The organism is Pseudooceanicola antarcticus, assembly GCF_900215355.1.
Lineage (GTDB): Bacteria > Pseudomonadota > Alphaproteobacteria > Rhodobacterales > Rhodobacteraceae > Pseudooceanicola > Pseudooceanicola antarcticus.
Genome location: NZ_OBEA01000001.1, coordinates 764,637 through 784,811, shown reverse-complemented (window position 1 = coordinate 784,811; position 20,175 = coordinate 764,637). Strand labels below are relative to the sequence as shown.

The 20,175-nt window shown below is 66.9% G+C and carries 19 protein-coding genes and 1 tRNA gene; 5 read left to right on the top strand and 15 right to left on the bottom strand.

Annotated features, from left to right (window positions below; translation table 11 throughout):
- The first annotated feature begins 76 nt into the window (after window positions 1-76).
- Both CRO50_RS03810 and CRO50_RS03805 read left to right on the top strand, forming a co-directional pair.
- Window positions 77-448: a response regulator gene (locus CRO50_RS03810; protein WP_097144523.1), complete on the top strand. Its 372-nt coding sequence runs from the start codon at window positions 77-79 to the stop codon at window positions 446-448.
- Window positions 449-488: 40 nt separating this feature from the next.
- Window positions 489-2,036: an ATP-binding protein gene (locus tag CRO50_RS03805; RefSeq protein ID WP_097144522.1), complete on the top strand. Its 1,548-nt coding sequence runs from the start codon at window positions 489-491 to the stop codon at window positions 2,034-2,036.
- On the opposite strand, the gene CRO50_RS03800 is transcribed toward CRO50_RS03805, so the two are convergent.
- From CRO50_RS03800 to CRO50_RS03790, 3 genes are all read right to left on the bottom strand, one after another.
- Complete coding sequence (locus CRO50_RS03800) at window positions 2,033-3,961, bottom strand: putative bifunctional diguanylate cyclase/phosphodiesterase (RefSeq protein WP_097144521.1); 1,929 nt, start codon at window positions 3,959-3,961, stop codon at window positions 2,033-2,035. The two genes, CRO50_RS03805 and CRO50_RS03800, sit on opposite strands and share 4 nt — an antisense overlap.
- Before the next feature lie 329 nt (window positions 3,962-4,290).
- Window positions 4,291-4,366 (bottom strand) — tRNA-Ala (locus tag CRO50_RS03795).
- A 173-nt stretch (window positions 4,367-4,539) separates the two neighbouring features.
- Window positions 4,540-4,863 (bottom strand): TIGR02300 family protein, encoded by a 324-nt coding sequence (locus tag CRO50_RS03790; RefSeq protein ID WP_097144520.1) that lies wholly within the window; start codon window positions 4,861-4,863, stop codon window positions 4,540-4,542.
- Between the two features lie 119 nt (window positions 4,864-4,982).
- Between CRO50_RS03790 and CRO50_RS03785 the strand changes: the two genes are divergently transcribed.
- The gene (locus CRO50_RS03785) at window positions 4,983-5,669 is read left to right on the top strand and encodes a M48 family metallopeptidase (protein ID WP_097144519.1); all 687 of its coding nucleotides are present in this window, start codon (window positions 4,983-4,985) and stop codon (window positions 5,667-5,669) included.
- A gap of 105 nt (window positions 5,670-5,774) precedes the next feature.
- Window positions 5,775-6,422, top strand: coding sequence for a GntR family transcriptional regulator (locus CRO50_RS03780; RefSeq protein WP_097144518.1), 648 nt, complete (start codon window positions 5,775-5,777; stop codon window positions 6,420-6,422).
- A 168-nt stretch (window positions 6,423-6,590) separates the two neighbouring features.
- On the opposite strand, the gene CRO50_RS03775 is transcribed toward CRO50_RS03780, so the two are convergent.
- From CRO50_RS03775 to CRO50_RS03730, 11 genes are all read right to left on the bottom strand, one after another.
- Complete coding sequence (locus CRO50_RS03775) at window positions 6,591-7,865, bottom strand: glycerate kinase type-2 family protein (protein ID WP_097144517.1); 1,275 nt, start codon at window positions 7,863-7,865, stop codon at window positions 6,591-6,593.
- Window positions 7,866-7,953: 88 nt separating this feature from the next.
- Window positions 7,954-8,793 (bottom strand): metallophosphoesterase family protein, encoded by an 840-nt coding sequence (locus CRO50_RS03770; protein ID WP_097144516.1) that lies wholly within the window; start codon window positions 8,791-8,793, stop codon window positions 7,954-7,956.
- On the bottom strand, window positions 8,790-9,749 hold the full coding sequence (locus tag CRO50_RS03765; RefSeq protein ID WP_097144515.1) for a diacylglycerol/lipid kinase family protein: 960 nt from the start codon (window positions 9,747-9,749) through the stop codon (window positions 8,790-8,792). Before CRO50_RS03765 ends, CRO50_RS03770 begins: the two co-directional genes overlap by 4 nt.
- Window positions 9,750-9,822: 73 nt before the next feature.
- Window positions 9,823-10,449 (bottom strand): DUF1523 family protein, encoded by a 627-nt coding sequence (locus tag CRO50_RS03760; protein ID WP_097144514.1) that lies wholly within the window; start codon window positions 10,447-10,449, stop codon window positions 9,823-9,825.
- Between the two features lie 10 nt (window positions 10,450-10,459).
- Complete coding sequence (locus CRO50_RS03755) at window positions 10,460-10,729, bottom strand: hypothetical protein (RefSeq protein ID WP_232617703.1); 270 nt, start codon at window positions 10,727-10,729, stop codon at window positions 10,460-10,462.
- A gap of 1 nt (window position 10,730) precedes the next feature.
- A complete protein-coding gene (locus CRO50_RS03750; protein WP_097144513.1) occupies window positions 10,731-12,110 on the bottom strand; it encodes a DUF6638 family protein in 1,380 nt (459 codons plus the stop codon).
- The gene (locus tag CRO50_RS19870; protein ID WP_143516850.1) at window positions 12,107-12,832 is read right to left on the bottom strand and encodes a hypothetical protein; all 726 of its coding nucleotides are present in this window, start codon (window positions 12,830-12,832) and stop codon (window positions 12,107-12,109) included. Before CRO50_RS19870 ends, CRO50_RS03750 begins: the two co-directional genes overlap by 4 nt.
- Before the next feature lie 334 nt (window positions 12,833-13,166).
- The gene (locus CRO50_RS03745; protein WP_097144512.1) at window positions 13,167-15,113 is read right to left on the bottom strand and encodes an AAA family ATPase; all 1,947 of its coding nucleotides are present in this window, start codon (window positions 15,111-15,113) and stop codon (window positions 13,167-13,169) included.
- A gap of 59 nt (window positions 15,114-15,172) precedes the next feature.
- Window positions 15,173-16,294, bottom strand: a complete 1,122-nt coding sequence (locus CRO50_RS03740) for a hypothetical protein (RefSeq protein WP_097144511.1) — start codon at window positions 16,292-16,294, stop codon at window positions 15,173-15,175.
- A 14-nt stretch (window positions 16,295-16,308) separates the two neighbouring features.
- Window positions 16,309-16,572 (bottom strand): hypothetical protein, encoded by a 264-nt coding sequence (locus CRO50_RS03735; protein WP_097144510.1) that lies wholly within the window; start codon window positions 16,570-16,572, stop codon window positions 16,309-16,311.
- Between the two features lie 2 nt (window positions 16,573-16,574).
- Window positions 16,575-17,651, bottom strand: a complete 1,077-nt coding sequence (locus CRO50_RS03730; RefSeq protein ID WP_097144509.1) for a hypothetical protein — start codon at window positions 17,649-17,651, stop codon at window positions 16,575-16,577.
- A gap of 183 nt (window positions 17,652-17,834) precedes the next feature.
- On the opposite strand from CRO50_RS03730, the gene CRO50_RS03725 reads away from it, so the two are divergent.
- Window positions 17,835-18,815 carry a P1 family peptidase gene (locus tag CRO50_RS03725; protein ID WP_097144508.1) on the top strand — a complete coding sequence of 327 codons (981 nt, stop codon included), beginning with the start codon at window positions 17,835-17,837 and terminating at the stop codon, window positions 18,813-18,815.
- A 157-nt stretch (window positions 18,816-18,972) separates the two neighbouring features.
- Here the strand turns inward: CRO50_RS03725 and rlmN are convergent, their stop codons facing one another.
- Window positions 18,973-20,157 (bottom strand): dual-specificity RNA methyltransferase RlmN, encoded by a 1,185-nt coding sequence (gene rlmN / locus CRO50_RS03720; protein WP_097144507.1) that lies wholly within the window; start codon window positions 20,155-20,157, stop codon window positions 18,973-18,975.
- Window positions 20,158-20,175 lie beyond the last annotated feature (18 nt).

The window sequence follows — 20,175 nt, the reverse complement described above, 5'->3', positions numbered from 1 at the left end:
TACCCGTGTTCCAATTGGCATTTAATTCTGATTAAGCTTTCAATGCAACCATCACACGAGAAATCGGGGGGACAAATTGGCACGTATACTTATTGCAGACGATGATCCCGACTACCTTTCCGCATTCCGGGAAGGGATGGCGGCGCTTGGCCATGAAGTCGTTGGCGTCGGCACCGGTGCCGAGGCGGTCGAAGCCCTTTCAGACGGGGTGTTCGACATTGTTTTTCTTGACGTTTTCATGAATGGCGGCGGGGCCATCAGCGTCATACATACGGTCAAGAACATTGATCCTGACGTATCGGTAGTAATTATTACCGGTAAGACAACAATCCTTAATTCCCCAATACTTGAAGATGGGTTGCGACTGGCAAAGGCGAAGATATCGAAATCCGCGTCTCTTGCCGAATTGGACAGGCTCGTCCGCAACAATGGCCGGAGGACATCATGAAGAAAGGGGTCCCGCATGCTGACTTGAACGGGTCGCGCTGATGTCTCTGCGCGCCCTGCTGCGCCGGCTGACCGCGCGCAGACCCCTGCCCCGCCGCCAGTTGCGCATCCTCGACGGCCTGGAAACCGCGGTCTTCATCATCGACCCCTATGGCCAGCCGGCCTTCGGCAACCGCGCGGCGCGCGACCTTGCCGGGGGCAGTGACAGCCTGGCCGCCTGGCTCTACGACGCCCCCTTCCACGACCCCGGAGACCGCCGCATCCTGCGTCCCTCGGATCGCCCGCTGGCCAGACTGCGCGCTGACCCGGAACTGACCGAGGCCTTTTCGGCCCTGATCGACGCCGAGGGGGGCGAGGCGGTCTGGCGCTTCACCCGCACCCGCCTGCCCAGGTGGCCCGGCTGGCAGATGATCCACGTCGAGGACGGTTCCGCACGCCTGCACCTGCGGCGCAGCAGCGACCACGCGAACCGGCTGGAATCCATCGGCCAGATGTCGGGGGGCATCGCCCATGACATGTCCAACCTGCTGGGGGTGATCCGTCTCTCTGCCGACACCCTCTGGCTGGAAGATACCAGGGCCAGGACTGCGGTCAGCGCGATCCAATCGGCCTGTGACAGGGGGACGACGCTGGTCGACCACCTGCTCTCAATCGCCCGGCGCGAGGATGGGCAGGTCACCCGCATCGAGCTTGGCCCCTTCCTCTCGTCCCTGCGCGAGCTGATGCGCAGAACCATCCCTGCGCATATCCGCATCGAGCTGGTGCTGGAGAGCCCCGATCTGTGGATCATCTCGGACCTGGGGGCGCTCGAGAGCGCCTTTCTGAACCTTGCGATCAACGCCCAGAATGCAATCCTGGACAGCAGCGCCAGCGAAGGGCGCATCAGTCTCGGCGCGGATGGTGAAGGGGACCGGATCACCCTCTGGGTCGAGGATGACGGGCCGGGGATGGAACCCGCGGTGCTGGCGCGCGCCGCCGAACCCTTCTTCAGCACGAGGCATCAGGACGGCGGCAGCGGGCTGGGGCTTTCCATGGTGGCCAACTTCGCCGAGGTCTCGGGCGGGGAGATCGCCATCGACAGCACGCCCGGCAACGGAACAAGGGTCTCGATGACCCTGCCGCAGATCTCCCGCCAGGACCCGTCCAGCCCAGAGGCCCAGGCAGAGCAGGCGGAGGAAGAGCAGATCGACCTGACGGGGGCCAGGCTGCTCATCGTCGAGGATGACCCCCTCTTCGGAGAAGTCCTGACCCAGGCCCTGCGGGCGCTCGGCGCAGAGGTCAACCTGGCGACCAGCGCAGAGCCCGCCCAGGCGGCGGTGGCCGCCCGGCCTCCGGATCTGCTGATCACCGATATCGTCCTGCCGGGACCAATGAACGGCCACCAGCTGGCGCAGCATCTGCGCGGGCTCGTGCCGGAGCTGCGGGTGATCTATGTCTCGGGCTACGCCGCGCCAAGCGCCTACCCCGGCGACTACGTGCCCGGTGCCTTCCTGCGCAAACCCGTCTCGGCGCGGACCATGGCCAATACCATCGCCCTAAGCCTCGCCCCAGGGCCCCAGGACGGCCGCAAGGGACACGGAGGGCGTTAGCCCTGCCGCCGGGCCGCGTCGCCACCCATGGGCAGCAGGATGCGCTCTGCGCCCCCCTCCGCCGCCGCATCGGGTGAGGCCGCGGCCTCTGCGCCGAAGATCACCCCGGCGCGCATCGGGCGCCCGAAGCCATAGCCCTGCCCCAGGTCACACCCCATCTCGAGCAGCAGCTGCGCCTGTTCCTCGCTTTCGACCCCTTCGGCCACCACGCGGAAGCCAAGCTCTTGCGACAACTGCAGGATAGAGCCGACGATGGCCCGGTCGCGGTGGTTGAGGCAGATCATCTGCACGAAGGATCGGTCGATTTTCAGCATGTCCACCGGCCAGGTCCGCAGGTGCTTCAACCCCCCATAGCCGGTGCCAAAGTCATCCAGCGCGATCTCGGCACCGCGGTGGCGCATCTCGGTGAGCGAGCGGAAGACCTGCCCGTTGGCACCATCCATGACCACGGTCTCCTGCACCTCGACCACCAGGTCGGACCAGTCCAGCCCGTTCTCGTTCAGCATGACCTGCAGATCGAAGACGAATTCCCGGTCCATCAGGTCGAAATAGGTCAGGTTGAGCGACAGCTTGGTGCCCGGCGCCATCTGCGGCCAGGCGTTTCCGAATTCGGCGAAGGACTCGCGCGCCATGTGGCGGGTCAGGTGGGTGGCCAGCTCGTGATCGGTGAAGACCGAAGGGAAGCTCTCGGGTGCCATCAGCCCATGGCGCGGGTTGTTCCAGCGGCAGAGCACCTCGTAGACCTGTGGCCGCCCGCTGCGCAGGTCGACCATGGGCTGGAAGTAGGGCACCACCTGCCCCTCGTCGCAGGCCGCGCGCAGGTTCTTGGCCAGGGCCGCGTAGTCGTAGCGATTGCCGATCTCTTCGGAATAGATCAGCGCTGCCCCGCGCCGCTTGGCCTTGGCGGCATAGAGCGCCAGGTCGGCGCAGCTATAGAGCGCGTCATAGTCCCGCGCGTCCTGGGGATAGCGCGCGGCGCCGATGCTGACACGCCCAAGGTCAGGCTTGTTGAGCAGGGCGGTGGCGCGCAGGATCATGTTGTTGCAGCGGGTCAGCAGGTCGCGCAGGGCCTCCGTGCATTGCATCTCGGGGCCGAGCGGCAGCACCATGCCGAATTCGTCGCCGCCAAGCCGCCCGGCCACGGCCCCCTCGGGGGCGCAATCGCGCACCGCCCCGGCAACACTGCGCAGGTACTTGTCACCGAACTGGTGCCCGTAGAGGTCATTGATCGACTTGAAGTGGTCGATATCCAGCAACACCAGCAGACCGGGTTTCATCGGGTCCGAGAGCAGCCGGCGGCTGTATTTCGCAAAGGCGGCGACATTGCACAATCCGGTCAGCGGATCGCCCTCGCTGACACGCAGCAGCCCCTGCATCCGCGCCTGGTGATCCGCCAGCTGCTGGTGCAGCTCGATCTGTCGCATGCGGCTGTTCAGCAGCGACTCGACGGTTGTGCCCAGCATGTCCAGCGTCTGCGACAGCCGCGAGCCCCCGATCACCGCCGTCGCCGTTTCCGTCTCGTCGTCAACAAGCGAAAAGGCCAGCACACCGATACAGGTCCCGTCCTTCAGGAAGAGCGCCCGCGCCGCGGCCTGCTGGCGCCGGTTGCGCCCGATGCGCGCCACCGAGATCGGCTGCGCGGCCACCGGCACGGTGCCGCCCTCTGCCACGTCCTGGTAGACCCGCAGCAGGTTGCGGGACATGACCTGCAAGGGTCCGACATCCTCAAACTGGCCGATCATGCAGTCGCGCAGATCCATCTGCCTTGCGCGCTCGCTGCCAAGGTAGAGCACGACCGAGCTGGCACCGACCATCTTCTGGGTCAGCAGCGCCAGGTTGCGCAGCGCCCGGCTGAGGCGGCGAATCTCATCGTCAGATCCCTCGGACTCGGCGGGAATCAGGTCGGGCAGCTCGAAAGAGGTCATGCGCGGCGCGCTCCTGCCTCTTGCTCCGGTCCGGCGACCGTGCCGCTGCCTTTCCCCAATGCCCGCATCGCAATCCCGTCCGGGCCAGGGTGGCCCTACATGAAACCTTGTCGCGGGCCCGCACCACCCAGCCTGACGCAACCCGCCCCGGGAGCATCTGCAGGATTGATTAACAACTAATTAAGATTTCGCTAAGTCGGGTAACGATTGCCGCATGGCCCGCCGTCTGCATCTCAACGGCAGCGCCCAAGCGGAACATCCCCTCGGGACGTGGCAAAGCCACCATCCCCGGTGGTGTCAGTCTGATTTATTCAGGTCTGAGGGGGATTTGGTGGAGCCTAGCGGGATCGAACCGCTGACCTCCTGCATGCCATGCAGGCGCTCTCCCAGCTGAGCTAAGGCCCCATTCCACAAGGTCGTTCGACCCTGTGCGGCGCTATCTATGGGAAGCCCGAGGCGGGATCAAGCGAAAAAATCGCGCCTCGAGTTTTTTTCCTGACAGGGCCGTTTGCGCCCGTTTTCCCTGTCCGGAAGTGACCCTGCGAGAGGGTCGGCCGGGGCCCCATGGGGCCACCGGATCAGCTTTCGTCGTCGTCGCCGGGCACGTCGGCCAGGTCATCGAGCGAGACGTTGTCGTCATCGTCGTCGTCATCCAGCAGATCATCATCCAGATCCACGTCGACATCGTCTTCCAGCACGTCATCCCCCGAGGCGTTCTCGCGGGTGGTGGCCTTCTTCGAGGCGGCGTCTTCGGCGTCGGCAGCGATCATGCGGCTCTTGCCGGTCTCGACTTCGACGATCTCGCCGGTGTAGGGGCTGACGATCGGATTCTTGTTCAGATCGTAGAACCGCTTGCCGGTCGTCGGGCATACGCGCTTCGTGCCCCATTCTTCCTTGGGCATTTCGGGGTCCTTCCTGGCTGACATCACTTGTCCGGGATCAGCGCCACCTGCCATAACGGACCCGAGGTATCAAGTCCTTTAAGGCCCGAAGACGGGCACATCCCTCATCGAGGAGCCATATGGGCCAGCATCATCTTCCCGGCAACCCCCCGATCCCGCTGATTCTGCGCCGTTCGGCCCAGGCCAGGCGGATCTCGCTGCGGGTCTCTTCGCTGGACGGGCGGGTGACCCTGACCCTGCCCCGCCGCGTGCCCGAGCACGAGGCCCTGGCCTTCGCGGCCGAGAAAGAGAGCTGGCTAAGGCGTCACCTGGCACGGCAGGAGGCCCCGGTCGCGGTCGCTCCGGGCACCACGCTCCCCGTGGAAGGCAAGCCGCGTCAGATCGTTGCGAGGCCCCAGCGGGGGATCAGGCTCTTTGCGGACCAGGTCGAGGTGCCCGACCGCGCGCCCGCCACTCGGCTTGCCGCCTGGCTGCGCGAGCTGGCGCGGGATCGCCTGAGCGAGGCCTGTGACCGCCACGCCGCGGCGCTTGGCCTGCCCTACAGCCGGATCACCCTGCGCGACACCCGCTCCCGCTGGGGGTCCTGCACCGAGGCCGGGGCGCTGATGTTCTCCTGGCGGCTGATCATGGCCCCGCCCGAGATCCTGGATTACGTCGCGGCGCATGAGGTCGCGCATCTGGCCGAGATGAACCATTCGCCCGCCTTCTGGGCCGTGGTCAACCGGCTCTACGGCGATTACGCCCCCGCCCGCGCCTGGCTGCGCAGCGATGGCAATGCGCTGCACCGCTATCGCTTCACCGATTGAGCCCCGAATGCAGGTCGCGGGATCTTCTCCTGGAAGTGCCTCCTGGGCCCGGCCTGCCGCTCGGGGCATCTTGACGCTGCGCGGCTTTGTGATCACAAGAAATCCATGCTGATCCAGACCCGCCCCGATCCCTCGCCCTCCGCCCATGACCGCGTCTATCGCGGGCTTCGGACGCGGATCATGCATGGCGAGATCGAGCCGGGCCAGGCGTTGACCCTGCGCGGCATCGGGAAGGAGTTCGGCGTCTCCATGACCCCCGCCCGCGAAGCCGTGCGGCGGCTGGTCGCCGAGGGGGCGCTGCTGCTGTCCTCGTCGGGCCGGGTCTCGACTCCCGACCTCTCCAACGAGCGGATCGAAGAGCTGGCCGCGCTGCGCGCCCTGATCGAGGTCGAGCTCTCGTCCCGCGCCCTGCCGCGGGCCCACATGGCGCTCATCGACCGGCTGCAGCTGATCAACGGCACCATCTCGGATGCGGTGCGGGCGCATGATCCCGTGGGCTATATCCGCACCAACCTCGAGTTCCACCGCACGCTCTACCTGCGCGCCCAGGCACCGGCCATGCTGGCCATGGCCGAGACGGTCTGGCTGCAGCTCGGCCCCACCATGTGCAAGCTCTACGGCCGGATGAACCGTACCGAGGCCCCGCATTTCCACCGCCATATCATCGCCGCGCTGAAGGCAGGCGACGAGCCGGGGCTGCGCCTGGCCGTGCGGTCGGACGTGACCCAGGGTCTGCGGATGCTGACCACCTGAAAGCGTGCTGGGGGGCTCTGCCCCCGTCTCCGTCGGAGACTCCCCCGGAGTATTTCCAGCCCGGTGATGGGCAAAGGGGCTCTTACCTCCATTCGACGGCTGAAATACCCTGCGGGAGGCCCGCAGGGCCGGGTCAAAACCCCTGTGGGATCAGGCCCCCAGCCGGGGCTACTTCACCCAGATCGCGCGGAAGTCGTTGACATTGGTGCCCGTGGGGCCCGGGGCGAAGATCTCTCCGGCGGCCTCGAAGGCGGTATAGGCATCATTGCCCGACAGCGCCTCGGCCGGGTCGACACCACCCGCGCGGATCGCCTCGACCGTGCCGCCATCGGCAAAGGCGCCGGCGTTGTCCTCGGAACCGTCGATGCCGTCGGTATCGGCGGCCAGCGCCAGGATGTCGCGGCACCCCTCGATCTCCATCGCAAGCGACAGCAGGAACTCGCTGTTGCGCCCGCCGCGACCGCGACCGCGCAGGGTCACCGTGGTCTCGCCGCCCGAGAGCATCAGCACGGGCGCCTTGAAGGGACGGTCCCGGCGGCGCACCTCGCGGGCCATGGCCGCCTGCACCCGCGCCACTTCGCGCGCCTCGCCCTCCATGGCGTCCGACAGGATCACAGTGGGCACGCCCTCGGCCTCGGCCAGGGCGGCGGCGGCTTCCAGCGAGCGGGCGGCGGAGGCGATCACATGGACCTCGTTGCGCTCGAAACAGGCATCATCCGGCGAAGGCGCGTCTTCGGGGGCTTCCTCCAGGAAACGGCTGATCCGGCCCGGCAGGCGGATGTCATAGGCGCGGATCGCCGCCAGCGCCTCGGCCCGGCCCTTGGTGCAGGGCACCGTGGGCCCCGAGGCAACCTCGGCCGGGTCATCGCCCGGCACATCCGAGACGATCAGGCTGACCACCCGCGCGGGCGCTGCCGCCGCTGCCAGCCGCCCGCCCTTGACGCAGGAGACCTGCTTTCGGATCGCGTTCATCGCCGAGATCGGCGCGCCGGAGGCCAGCAGCGCGGTATTCAGCGCCTGTTCATCCTCGAGGCTGAGCCCCTCGGGCGGGGCCGCCAGCAGGGCCGAACCGCCCCCCGTGACCAGCGCCACCACCAGGTCGTCCTCGCTGAGCCCTTCGAGCAGCGCCAGCATCCGCTCGGTCGCCGCAGCGCCCGCAGAATCGGGTACCGGATGGGCGGCCTCCAGGACCTCGAGCGAGCGGCAGGGCGCCGCGTAGCCGTAGCGGGTGACGATCAGACCCTCGACGGGTCCATTGCCGGCGGCCTCCCAGGCATCCTCGAAGGCCTGCGCCAGCTGCGCCGCACCCTTGCCCGCGCCGATGACCAGTGTGCGGCCACGGGGGCGGGCAGGCAGGACGCCCTGCAGCGCCTTCGCCGGGTCGGCTGCCGCAACGGCGGCCTTGAAGAGGCGGGTGAGGAAGGCGCGGTCCTGGTCGTTCATGAAGCTCTCCGGCTGGCTTTCCCGCAGTCTAGCGACCAGAGGCCGGCCCGCAATGGCGCAGGCCGCTCCGCCCGCCGGGGAATGGGCCCTAGGTGCCCGTGATCGCCTCACGATCCCGCAAACCTTCGGCGCGGGGCGCGGGTTCGGCGCGCAGCCAACCGCCCTCGGCACGGTGAAAGAGCGAAACCGACGCGGGCGCAAAACCGTTCTGCCCCGCCGCGTAAGTGGTCACCCGCAACGCGCCGCCCGCTTCCCAATCGAGCAGGTTGAAGGAGTTGTCCTCGCCACGTTGCCGGGTCGAAAGCCCGGTGCCCGCCTCGATCAGCAAGAGCCCCGGCGCGGCGCGCACCGGCCCCGAGGCAGAGCGGTGCAGGTGCCCCGAGAGCACGATCTGCGCGCCGCTCTCGGCCAGACCGGCCAGCGCGGCACTGGCGCCGCGCATCGGGCGCTTGCCCGCGTCGGGGCCGTGCTCCAGCGGATGGTGCAGCGCCACGAGGCGCAGGGGGGCGGGGTGGTCCCGGAACACCCGCGCCACCCGCGCACGGGCCGAGGCGCGGAAACGGCCCTGCTGCCAGGCCAGCGGGTTCACCGTGTTCACCCCCACGACCGTCAGCGCCTCGGAGGTAAAGACCGGCTCGGTCTCGCGGTTGATATGGCGGCGGTAGCGCCGGAAGGGTGTCATAAGGCGCTGAAACAGGTTGTCCAGCGGCGTATCATGGTTGCCCGGCACCGAGAGCACCGGCGCCGAGATCCGGTCGAGGAACGCGCGCGCATGGCGGAACTGCTCGACCCGCGCCCGCTGGGTCAGGTCGCCCGAGACGACGACCAGATCCGGCGCCAGCTCGGCGATCATTGCCAGCAGCGGGGCTTCCAGCGCCGGGTGGGAGCGGCCGAAGTGCAGATCCGAAAGGTGCAGGACACGGGTCATTGCTGCGCCTCCTCCGGGCTTGGCAGCAGCACCTGCAGCGGCACCTCGTCCATGGCGAAGTCCAGCGGCGGACGGGTGCGGCGTTTCTCTCCGTCGAAGGCCAGCAGCGGCCGCGAGGAGGCGGTCTCGACCCGGATCGCCTCGGCCTCGATCAGCTCGTAGTCGCGGCCCTCTTCCATGCGCCGCGTGATCAGCCGCCAGCAGAGGCGGAAGAGCGCCGCCCGGCTGTTGCCGCGACCCAGCAGCACGGCGAGGCGGTCGCGGTGGATGGCGGACTGCCCGGCCAGGTGGAAACGCTCCAGCTGGTAGGAGGAGCGGGCGACGAAGAGAAGCGGTGTGCGCAGGCTGCGCGTGGTGCCATCCTTCTCTGTCAGCGTCAGCCGCATCGGGTTCTGGAAGCGCCAGAAGGTGCGCACCACGGACCAATGCGCCATCAGGCGGCGGCGGCCGAAGCGCCGGTAGACATCCTCGCGCTCTTTCAGGATCGCAGGGTAGATCCCCAGCGAGGCATTGTTCAGGAAGACCCGCCCGTTGACCGTCGCCACGCGGATCTCGCGCGGGCGGGCCTCCAGCAGGGCGCGGGCCGCCGCCTCCGGGTCCTCGGGCAGGCCCAGGCCGCGGGTGAAATAGTTGAAGGTGCCGAGCGGCAGTGCGGCCAGCGCCGCATCCTGACCGTGCAGCGCATCGGCCACCGCCATGACGGTGCCGTCTCCACCCGCCGCGACGACGGTGCGGGCGCCACGCCGGATCTCTTCGGCAATGAGCGCCCTCAGGTCCTCTCCCGGCGCCCAATGGCGCAGCCGGGCGTCCTCGTCAGAGAGCACCTCGAGGGCGCGGGTCAGCGCCTCCCCGTCGCGGGCATTGGTGCCCGAGCCTTTGTTGGCGATGACCAGGAAGGGTCCGTTGCCGGTGTGCGGCGCCGGTTGCGGGTCCTGAGGATAGGCGATCTGGGCCATGGGGCTTCCCTTGTGTGACCGGGCTCAACGCCCGAGGCCGCGAAAGGTTGCCCCGCCCGAAAGATGCGCGCCCCTACTTGCGCTTGCGCCAGGAGTTCAGCCAGCCGCCGACCCGGCCCCGGCCCTCGTCCCAGCTGTCCTCTGCGCCCTCGACAAGCGGGTCGATGCGGCGTTCGCGGAAGCGGATCCAGCGCACCCGGATGGCCCAGAAGATCGCCGCGACGAAGAGCAGGATGACGATGTTCAGCCAGGGGATGAGGCGCACGTCGGGCCCCTCGACCGGCTTCATCGCCACCGCATTGGGGAAGATCGACAGGAACTCGTTGCGCCAGCCGTAGTGGGTCACGGCGACCCATTGCGGCGCGGCCGAGGTCGAGCGCAGGTCGGCGGCCTCGGTCTGCAGGTTCGAGGTGTCGAACTTGAAGTAGGGCGGCCAGCCCCAGCCGGTGTCCTCGTTGCGATAGACCATGGGCTTGCCGTTCTTGCGGATGGTCTGGATGAAGAAGACATCCCGGTTGATCGAGGCGGCGGCATTGCCGGTGTCGGCCTTGGCCCAGAAGATCGAGTTCTCGCCGAAGTCGATCCGGCGCTCGTAGGTGTCCGAGATCCGCACGATATCCCGTTGCGGCAGGGTATAGTGGAAGAAGGCCGCCACCAGCAGCCAGAAGAGCCCCCACAGGGTCCATTTCACGTAGCGCATGGCTGTCTCCTTACATGAAGTTCACGGCGTAGACGATGAAGGCGACGACCAGCACCGGTACGATGTAGATAAGAAGGATGAGCTTGCGGCGAAAGCTGTCGTCGTACTCATCCAGGCCCTTTTCGACATAATCCCGCCGGTCGCCGGGTCGACCCTCGGCCTCCCATTCCTTGCGCAATTTGCGTCGCCGCATCTGGCGCGACCAGAGCGAGACGATGCCATAGGCGATGGTCAGCAGGACGAAGGCCACCAGGGCCAGTCGGAGGAAGGCGAAGATCATCTCAGTCCCTCTCTCGGATCACGGCGCCCCAGGGGCCGACGAAGGCCACCGGGTCGCGTTTCGGGCGGGCCTTGGCGCGGGACCAGGGACCGGGGCGGGCGATATCCTGCGGCGGCTGCGCGGCACCATGGCCGAAGAGCTCTTCGCGCAGGCGGGTCTTGTCCGCCAGGTAGTCGCGCGCCAGCATGTCGGCGGCATAGGATTTCTTCGCCTCCGACCAGCCGCGGTAGAGCTGGTAGAAGAGCTCCTTGTGGCAGATGAAGAGCTGCAGGATATCCAGCGGGCAGAGCTCGGCCAGCAGGCGGTTGACCAGCTCGGCCTCGGGGCAGTCCGAGGCGCGCAGCACGTAGAAATAGGCCGGGTCATCGGGCGAGAGGCGCGGCTTGCGGCCGCCCTCCTCCAGCGCCTGCACGATGTGGCGCAGCTGGTGGTAGGCCTCGGGCAGCTCTGCGGCGTGGCGGCGCGCGATCTGGCGCAGGTCGTGGCGGGTGGCACCCGAGAGGTCGCCCCCGTGATCCGTCGCGGTATCGACGACGATGAAATCCATCTTGCGCCGCAGGATCGCCGCCGCATCCACGCCCGAGGCCTGGGTCAGCGGCTGCACCAGCCCGTTGCCGTGCAGCCAGGCCGCCAGGTCGCGCCGGGCGTCGAAGCCGATCACCGGCAGGTTGCTGCCCGTCAGCCGCGACGGGTCCCGCGCCACGATCCCGCGCGAGGCGACACCCGAGAACAGATAGGTCCCGCCCAGGTGCGAGGTCCAGAAGTTGTCCTGCGTGTAGGAGGTCTGGCGCAGCGTCACCGGGTTGCGGGTGACATCGCCGGTACGATGCGCCAGCTCGATCATCTCGGCGATCAGCACGTCGTCGAACCAGGCGTCCTCTTCTTCCAGGAAGCGATCCGCCCGCTGGCTGAGCGCCTCGGCATCGCGCAGCGTGCCGCCGGCCGTATCGGCCTCGACGGTGACGCGGCGCACGTCCAGGAGCTTGGCGGGGCTGTCCATCAGGAAGACCCCGTTGACCAGCTCCCCCGCCACCGCATCTCGGGCGGTCAGCGCGAAGAGCGCGGCCTCGTTGGCGTCGATGAAGCGGCGCAGGATGGCGCGGGTGGTCGAGAAGGAGGCCTCGAGCAGCGGCGCGGTCTTCTGGCGGGTGGAGAGCAGGATGAACTGCCGGTTGACCCCGTTGTGGTTGAGGTACTGCGTATCGCCCAGTTCATCCGCCACCTCGGGGGAATAGCCCGAGATGTCGACGTGGAAGTCGGTGAGTTCCGTGCGCTTGCCGGTCAGGTGGAGGAGCGCACGGTTATAGCGCTCGACCAGCGCGGGCGTGTCGACCGGAGTGAGGTTGCCGTAGATGAGGCCGGTGCGGATGAGGCGGTTCATTGGGGGGCTCCTTTCCGTCCTAGCTTAGACCTAAGGTAGCCGTCTCGGATTCTGGAGATGGCAGCCTTCAGGTCATTCCCGAACGAATCAATGTCAGCACTGTATTCTTCAAGCAGAACTGCACGACGGGATGAGCGGTCCAAGCTACCGGTACCAGTCTCCACCGGTTCCTGATCTGGGCGCAAAGCGTGAAACTTCCCCACCAACGCCTCCATTAGCTCTTTCTCAAGAGGATCTATGCTTCCGACAACTGAACTGAACTCGGCACCCCATAGAAGAAGCCCCTCACTTAGCTCATTCCGAAGATCATGTCTGATACGGACCATGCGAGGTAGGCACCTTTTTAAGGCTTCTGCCTTCTGCCGGCATTGGTCCTCCGCAAGCCTTCCATCGTGGGCACTACCGCCTTCTGAGTGCTCAGAAGGTAAATCTCGCCACTGATAGGTTCGGATGCGATTTAGCTTCTCTTGGTACGTATCCAAGGCCTGAATTGCTCGTTTCGCCGCAGCAAAATCCTGCTCCCAAACCTTCTGCTTCTTCCAGGCATCGACGCCCGCGAAAGCGACAACGCCCCCTGCGCAGGCGGCTACCGCAACCACAAGATTTGTCACCGTACCAATTGCTTCAAGCTGCACGACGGAGAGGCCCGAAAGAAACAGCAGCAGAGAAAGACAAGCAAATAGCGCGGTTGCAGGTATCCAGAACACGCTAGCTGAACGCATACTTAGCCCTCCTATTCTCTCCTCCCTCAACCGTCTCACCCGCCCGGCACCGCCGGGCAGCGCCCGACCCGCCCCGTTTCGCCGAAGGCGAACCTGCGGTTCGACGGGCGGGCGCAACACGCCCACCCTCGGGTCCGGCGCTGCCCTGAGCGCTCATACCCGGACGTTGCAGCTTATTCGTCATAGGGCGACCTCCCTTCGGGCAGCCGGCCGCCAGAGGTGGATTGCATCCACCCTACGCAAGCGGCTCCGTCCGCGCGCAAGGCCCGGAGGCCGGCCAGGGCCGTAGGGTGGGTGCCAACCCACCTTCCCCCGGCATCCGGACAAAGCACCATCAGTCGCGCCCTTTCAGGTATCGCCGCTTGGCCTCTTCCGTGCGGCCCATGTCGCGGACCATGCTCTCGATGGCGGCCTCGTCGGACTTGTCGGCGTAGCGGAATTCGCTGTCGGCGTAGCGGTTGATCTCCTGCACCACCATCTCGACGGTGATCGGCTGACGCAGCTCCTCGATCATCCCGCGCTTGGTGTCGTAGTCGCGGAACAGGAAGAGCTCGGGCTCTTCCATCCATTCGTCCGGCAGCTCGAAGTCCATGGCGCGGACCTTCACCGCGTCGGTGATGTTCTTGATCGCCCGGCCGGTGAAGCGCGGGTCGGCCTCCTGGATCGCCTTCAGGTAGGTCCCCAGCTTGGCGATGGTATCCAGCGGACCCAGCCGCTGCTGCACCGCGTCGTAGACCGTGACCAGACCGGCCTCGGAGGGGCGGGCGTGGGAGGCAAAGCTCTCGGCCACGGCGCGCTTGATCTCCTGCGCGGCGTAAAGCTCGTGATCGCCGAGCGGGATGTCGTGACGCTTGCCCAGAAGCAGGGCCAGGATGTCCACGTAGTCCTCGCGGGTGCGCGGGCCGTCGACCAGGAAGCGGGCCCCGGCGCGCTGGCGCAGGGCATCGTCGACGTTCTCGGGGTAGTTCGAGAACATGCCGAAGGTGCAATTGCCGCGCACCACCGTATTCGCGCCCGCGAAGCTTTCCATCAGCACGGCGGTGATTTCCTGCTGACCGGCCGAGGACTGGCGGTCGCCGCGCTTGCCGGCGATCTGGTCGATATCGTCGACGGTGCCGAAGCCGATGACGGCGGGGTCCATGATCTCGGAAATGAAGGCCTTGGCGTTCTGGCCGGACTTGCCCTGGTAGCTGTCGATATTCTCGGTCGAGAGGTTGCGGTAGCGGAAGGGATAGCCCGCGACCTGGCAGTAGTCGTTCAGCAGCCCGGCCATCATCTGAATCAGGGTGGTCTTGCCCGTGCCGGGCATCCCGTCGCCCATGAAGGTGAAGATGAAGCCGCCGAGTTCCGCGAAGGGGTTCAGCTTGCGGTCGAAGTCATAGGCCATCAGCATCTTGGCGAGTTTCATCGCCTGGTACTTGGCGATATGGTTGCCCACCACCTCGTGCGGCTTCTTGAAGCTCATCACCAGAGTCGAGGACTTGGCATGGCTGGCGGGAGAGAAGCCACGGATGGTCAGGTCATCGGCCTCGATCCGCCAGGTGGCGGCGGTGAAGGCGCCCAGGTGGGGATGGCTGTCGGCGCGCCTGGAGACCTTCTCCATCACCAGCTCGCACCAGGCGGCGATGGTGGGCACCAGCCGTTCCTCGTCGCCCAGGGCAAAGCCGGCCAGCTTCTGGTCCAGCTCCCACAACGCGCCCTGCAGGGCGAGCGGGGCGTTGTCGGTCAGCACCTCTTCGGCATCGCCGGGGTCGACCGTCACTTCGCCAAGCTGGGCCGACAGCAGGTAGGACAGCCCATTGGCCAGTACGTACAATTGCAGCAGCGCCTCGGCGGCCAGCAGCTCCGAGAACTCGCCCGCGCGGTCGCGCGGCAGGGTATTGTCGAGGTTGGCGCGTTTCAGCTCGGCCAGGGCGGTGGTTTCCGAGAAGGTATCGCCCAGGGCCATGGCGATGGAGAGCGCCCGGCGCAGGGCGCGCGCCACCGCGGCCTGGCGCGGCGAGGTCAGGGGGTCATCGGCGTCGCATTCGGCAATTCGCGCCAGCAGATGCACGCCCGAGGCCGCCTCGGTGCGCCGTGTCGCCAGCCCGACGGTGGTCGAACGGAAGCGCCGCCGGGTGCCGATGCCGGGAGAGCGCTCTTCGCGCTGCACAGGGGCCGAGACCGTGGCCCGCGCGATGCGCGGCGCATGGTCGAAGCCGTCCAGCAATGCCTCGGCGGCGGCGTAGTGCTTGCGGATGTCCTCTTCCCGCAACTCCATCTGGTCGCCCGTCAAACTCATCGCGTCAAACCTTCATCTTGCTGCAAATATGCCCGCCAGAGCCCCGGCGGTGGCAATTCTCAATAGCTGAGCACCCGGTCCCCGGCGCCCACCACGTATTTCTTCACCCGCGCGAAGCCGGGCGGGTTCATCTCGGAAAGCACCTGGAAGGGCCGGGCGGGCAGGATCAGCGCCCGCTCGCGCGTCGTGGCGCCCAGCTCGGCGCCCTCGTAGGGGGCCAGTTCGAAGACCTCGCGCTCGACCGCGCCGAACCAGCCGGTCTTCTCGGTCTGGACCTCTTTCGACACCAGCTCTTCCGAGGTCCAGGCCAGGGCCCAGTCCTCGGTCTCTTCGCCGGCGGCCTGGGCCAGCACGTCGCGGATCGGGCCGGACTGCTGGGTATAGCCGTGGGAATACATCGGGCCCAGGTGGATGCGCCGCAGCCGCTTGGGGTGCAGGCTTTCGAAATCCTGGTCGAACCCCTTGGCGATGGTCAGCAGCTTCAGCCCGCCCAGGCTCTGCGCCATCAGATGCGCCTGCACCTGCGGCCAGCGGTTGGCATCACCGGGCAGGCCATGGCGGCCCGTGTCCTCGACCTCCATCAGGTACAGCACCGGGATGTTCGCCTGCGTGTCGTAGACCGACCAATGCAGCAGGTAGCTGCGCCGCTTGCCGTCGGGGGAATTCTTCAGCCAGATCGCCTCGGGATCGTTGCGCGGCCAGAAGAGATCCCCGCGCGACAGCTCTTCGTAGTAAAGACGCTGCGACATGGCGAACTGGGTCCGGGTGGGCACCTGCCGCTCCGAGATGATCTCGTCCAGCATTTGCCGCTTGAGTCCGTCCGCCGAGGGCATCGAGGCCAGGTGCCGCCCGGCCTGGCCCGCGTCATTGGCCATGACCATCAGCTCCTGCGCCGTCGGAAACCCGCTTTCGTGGTTGTCGATGGTCAGCGAGCCGAAGAAGCGGCCCGTGTCACGCCCGGCCAGAAGGTACTTCATCGACAGGGCGCGGAAGGTGAAGGTCAGCATGGCGACGTGGCGCGCCAGCACCTCGGTCTCTCGATCGTCAAGATGCTTCTCGGCGCGCATCACCCCAGCCACATGGGCAAGATGACCCATGATTGCCTCGAACTTGCGGAAGTACCGCCGCGAGACATGGGATTCGGTCAGGCCGACCCTATCGCTGACATTGGTCTCGTTCATTCCCTCGTCCCGTCTCAATCTCCGCCGCCGTCGCTGCCATCACCCGCATCGCTTCCGTCGTGACCGCCCCGGAGGGTGGCCTCGCTCTCGCCATCGTCACCGCGTCCCAGGGTGGCGAAGAAGAGCAGGATGATACCGACGGTGAAGGCCACCCCCGGCCCGCGCCCGCCGGGCACCAGCTCGGGGCGCAGCAGCTGCGCCAGCCCCCAGGCACCGGCCAGGGCCATCAGGCTGAAACCAACCTGCTGTCCCAGCCGGGGGAGGGGCGCGCCCGCCATGTTCAGCTGCCGTAAAGGTTCTTGTCGTGCTTCTCGACGATCTTCTGGAAGCGGCGGGCGAAACGCTCATCCGCCTTGGCCTTGGCCTCCAGCACCTCGCGGGCAAAGACCATCTGGCCTTCGTGGGCCTCCATCATGTCGGCCATCCGCGCGTTGGTGGCCGCGCCGATCTGCGCCATGGCCTGCTGCGCCTGCTTGTCGGTCTCGACGCCGATCTCGTTGATCCGGTGCGCCACTTCCTGCTGCTGCGCGGTCTTCAGCGACTTGGTCAGCGCATCATAGAGCACGACCCGCTGGCTGGTGTCGGTCTTCAGCTTGTTGATCAGCACCATCTGCGTCGCCGCCTGGTTCTGCAGGCTGTCGACCCAGGACTTGCCCTTCTCGATGTAGCGCTCAAGGGTCTGGCTCTTCGCCAGCTTGACCTGCTCGTCCTGCACCAGCGCGTTGTAGCGGGTGTTCATCTCGGCCAGCTTGGTTTCAAGCTGGGTCCGCGCGGCGGCGTCCTGCTCGACCGCGATCTTGTTCTCAAGCTCGATGATCTCGGGGTCCATGTCGGTGATCTCGGAACGCACGTCCTCGAGCCCCGAAACGGTCGCCTCGCGCTCGGCCAGGGTCTCGGTCAGCTTGGCCTCGACCTTGTCCTTCTGCTCGTTCAGCACCGACAGCTGGCCCTCCAGCAGCTGGATGATCACGTCGGACTTGGCGATCAGGTCCTGCAGCTTGTCGTCGATCGAAGCGGTCCGGATGCGCTCCTGGCGCAGGTTGTCGGACTTCGCCTTCGAGAAGATGCCGATGAAGCTCTCCCAGCCGGTCTTGCCGCGCATCTCGTCGAAATCCTTCGAGAACTGCGCCGTGACATCGTCCAGCCCCATGATCAGCTCGGCGATATTCGCATTCATCTGCTCGGTATGGGCGTGGACATCATCCAGCGTCGCATTCTCGATCTCGGCCGAGACATCCTGGCCCGTGGCCATCTTCTCGCGCGCGGTCTCGATGCGGGCGGTCAGCTCCGAAATCTTCGACTGGGCGTCGGACACCTGTTTCTGGCTCTCCGCCAGCTGGACCTCGAATTGCGACATCTGTCCCTCCGTTTTCAAATTCCATGATCACAATATGGGGAGTGTTAATGCGTTTTACATCACCCCCCTGCGCCTTACCCAATTTCATGAGGGGGCCGTGGCGTCTTTACAAGTGTCTTGACCGTTGCACCCGGCCCGAGGGCGCGGTTTAGTGCCGCCGGAACGACACTTAAGGAGCGCCCGATGCAAAACGTGATCACTGACGTGGAGGGGCTGCTGGTCGGCCAGGCGCAGGATGACAAGGTGAAGACGGGGGTGACGGTCCTGACCTCGGACCGGCCCTTCACCGCGGCCGTGCATGTCATGGGCGGAGCCCCCGGCACCCGAGAGACCGACCTCCTGGCCCCCGACAAGACCGTGCAGAAGGTGGATGCGCTGGTGCTTTCGGGCGGTTCGGCCTTTGGTCTGGACGCGGCGGGCGGCGTGGCCGATGCCCTGCGCGAGGAAGGCCGCGGCTTTGTCGCGGGGCCGGTGCGCGTGCCCATCGTGCCCTCGGCGATCCTCTTCGACCTGGTCAACGGAGGTGACAAGGACTGGACCCGGAACCCCTACAAGGCGCTTGGCCGCGAAGCCTATGCCGCGCGCGGCACCGAGGTGGCGCTCGGCTCTCACGGCGCCGGCACGGGCGCGATGACGGCAGGGCTCAAGGGCGGGCTGGGGTCGGCCTCGGTCCGGCTGCCCACGGGCCATGTGGTGGCGGCGCTGGTGGCGGTGAACGCGCTCGGTACGGCGACCGTCGGCGCCGGCCGGCACTTCTGGGCGGCCCCCTGGGAAGACGGAGCGGAATTCGGCGGCCTCGGCCTGCCCGCCAGCTTCCCAGACCCGCACCACCCGGTCACCAAGGCAGAGCTCATGGGCATTTCCAAGGGCAATACCACCATCGGCATCATCGCCACGGATGCCGATATCGACCAGGCCCAGCTGACCCGGCTGGCCACCGCCGGCCACGACGGTTTCGCCCGCGCCCTGGTGCCCTCGCATACCCCCGCGGACGGAGACCTGATCTTCGGCGCCGCCACCGGCGCGAAGCCACTGTCCGGAGAATTCGACATGCTGGCGCTCTGCCACGCGGCCTCGGTCGTCATGACCCGCGCCATCGCGCGCGGCGTCCACGCGGCCACCCCTGCGGCAGGCGATCCCTTCCCCTGCTGGTCCGAGGTCTGAAACGGCGCTATCGGCCTGAAGGCCGATGCCTCCGGCGGCAGTATTTCTGGCCGTCGGATAGAGGTAAGAGGCTCTTACTTCCATCCGGCGGCTGAAAATACTGTGGGGGAGTCGGCGCAGCCGACGGGGGCAAAGCCCCCTGCCCGCTGTCAGCCGTTCAGACGCCGGCTTCCTTGGCGATCTCAGCGCGGGACTTGCGCGCACGCTCGGTGGCCGACTTCAGCTGACCGCAGGCGGCCATGATATCCTCGCCACGCGGGGTGCGGATCGGAGAGGCATAGCCGGCCTTGTGGACGATATCCGCGAAGGCCTCGATCCGCGACCAGTCCGAGCGCTCGTAGGGCGAGCCCGGCCATTCGTTGAAGGGGATCAGGTTGATCTTCGCCGGAATGCCCTTGATCAGGCGCACCAGGCGGCGGGCGTCCTCGTCGCTGTCGTTCACACCCTTCAGCATCACGTATTCAAACGTGATCCGTTCCGAGTTCGACAGGCGGGGATACTCGCGCAGCGCGTCCAGCAGGGTCTCGATGTTCCAACGCTTGTTGATCGGCACAAGCTTGTCGCGCACCTCGTCGGTGGTGGCGTGGAAGGAGACCGCCAGCAGGCAGCCGATCTCTTCGGCGGCGCGGGCGATCTCGGGCACCACGCCCGAAGTCGACAGGGTGATGCGGCGGCGCGACAGGGCGATGCCCTCGCCATCCATGGCGATCTTCATCGCGTCGCGGACGCCCTCGAAGTTGTAGAGCGGCTCGCCCATCCCCATCAGCACGATGTTGGACAGCAGGCGCGGCCCGTTCTCTCCGGTGCCGGTGCCCGGCTCGGGCCATTCGCCCAGGTCGTCGCGCACCAGCATGATCTGGCCCACGATCTCGCCCGGCGTCAGGTTGCGCACCAGCTTCTGGGTGCCGGTATGGCAGAACGAACAGGTCAGCGTGCAGCCCACCTGGGAGCTGACGCAGAGCGTGCCGCGGTCGGTCTCGGGGATATAGACCACCTCGACCTCATGGCCGCCGGCGATCTTCACCAGGTACTTGCGGGTGCCATCGGCCGAGACGTTCTTCGAGACGATCTCGGGCAGCTCGATGGTGAAATTCTCGGCCAGGTTGGCGCGGAAGTCCTTGGCCAGGTTGGTCATCTGGGCGAAATCACGCACCCCCCAGTGGTAGATCCACTGCCAGAGCTGGTTGACCCGCATCTTGGCCTGCTTCTCGGGCGTGCCGATCTCGATCAGCGCCTCGCGCAGCAGCGGGCGGGTCAGACCGACGAGATTGCGCGCGCCCTCGGGCAGCTTGCGCGGGATCGTCAGGACGTCTTGCGTGATCGGAGCTTGGATCTGGCTCATGGCGGACTCGGTACATTC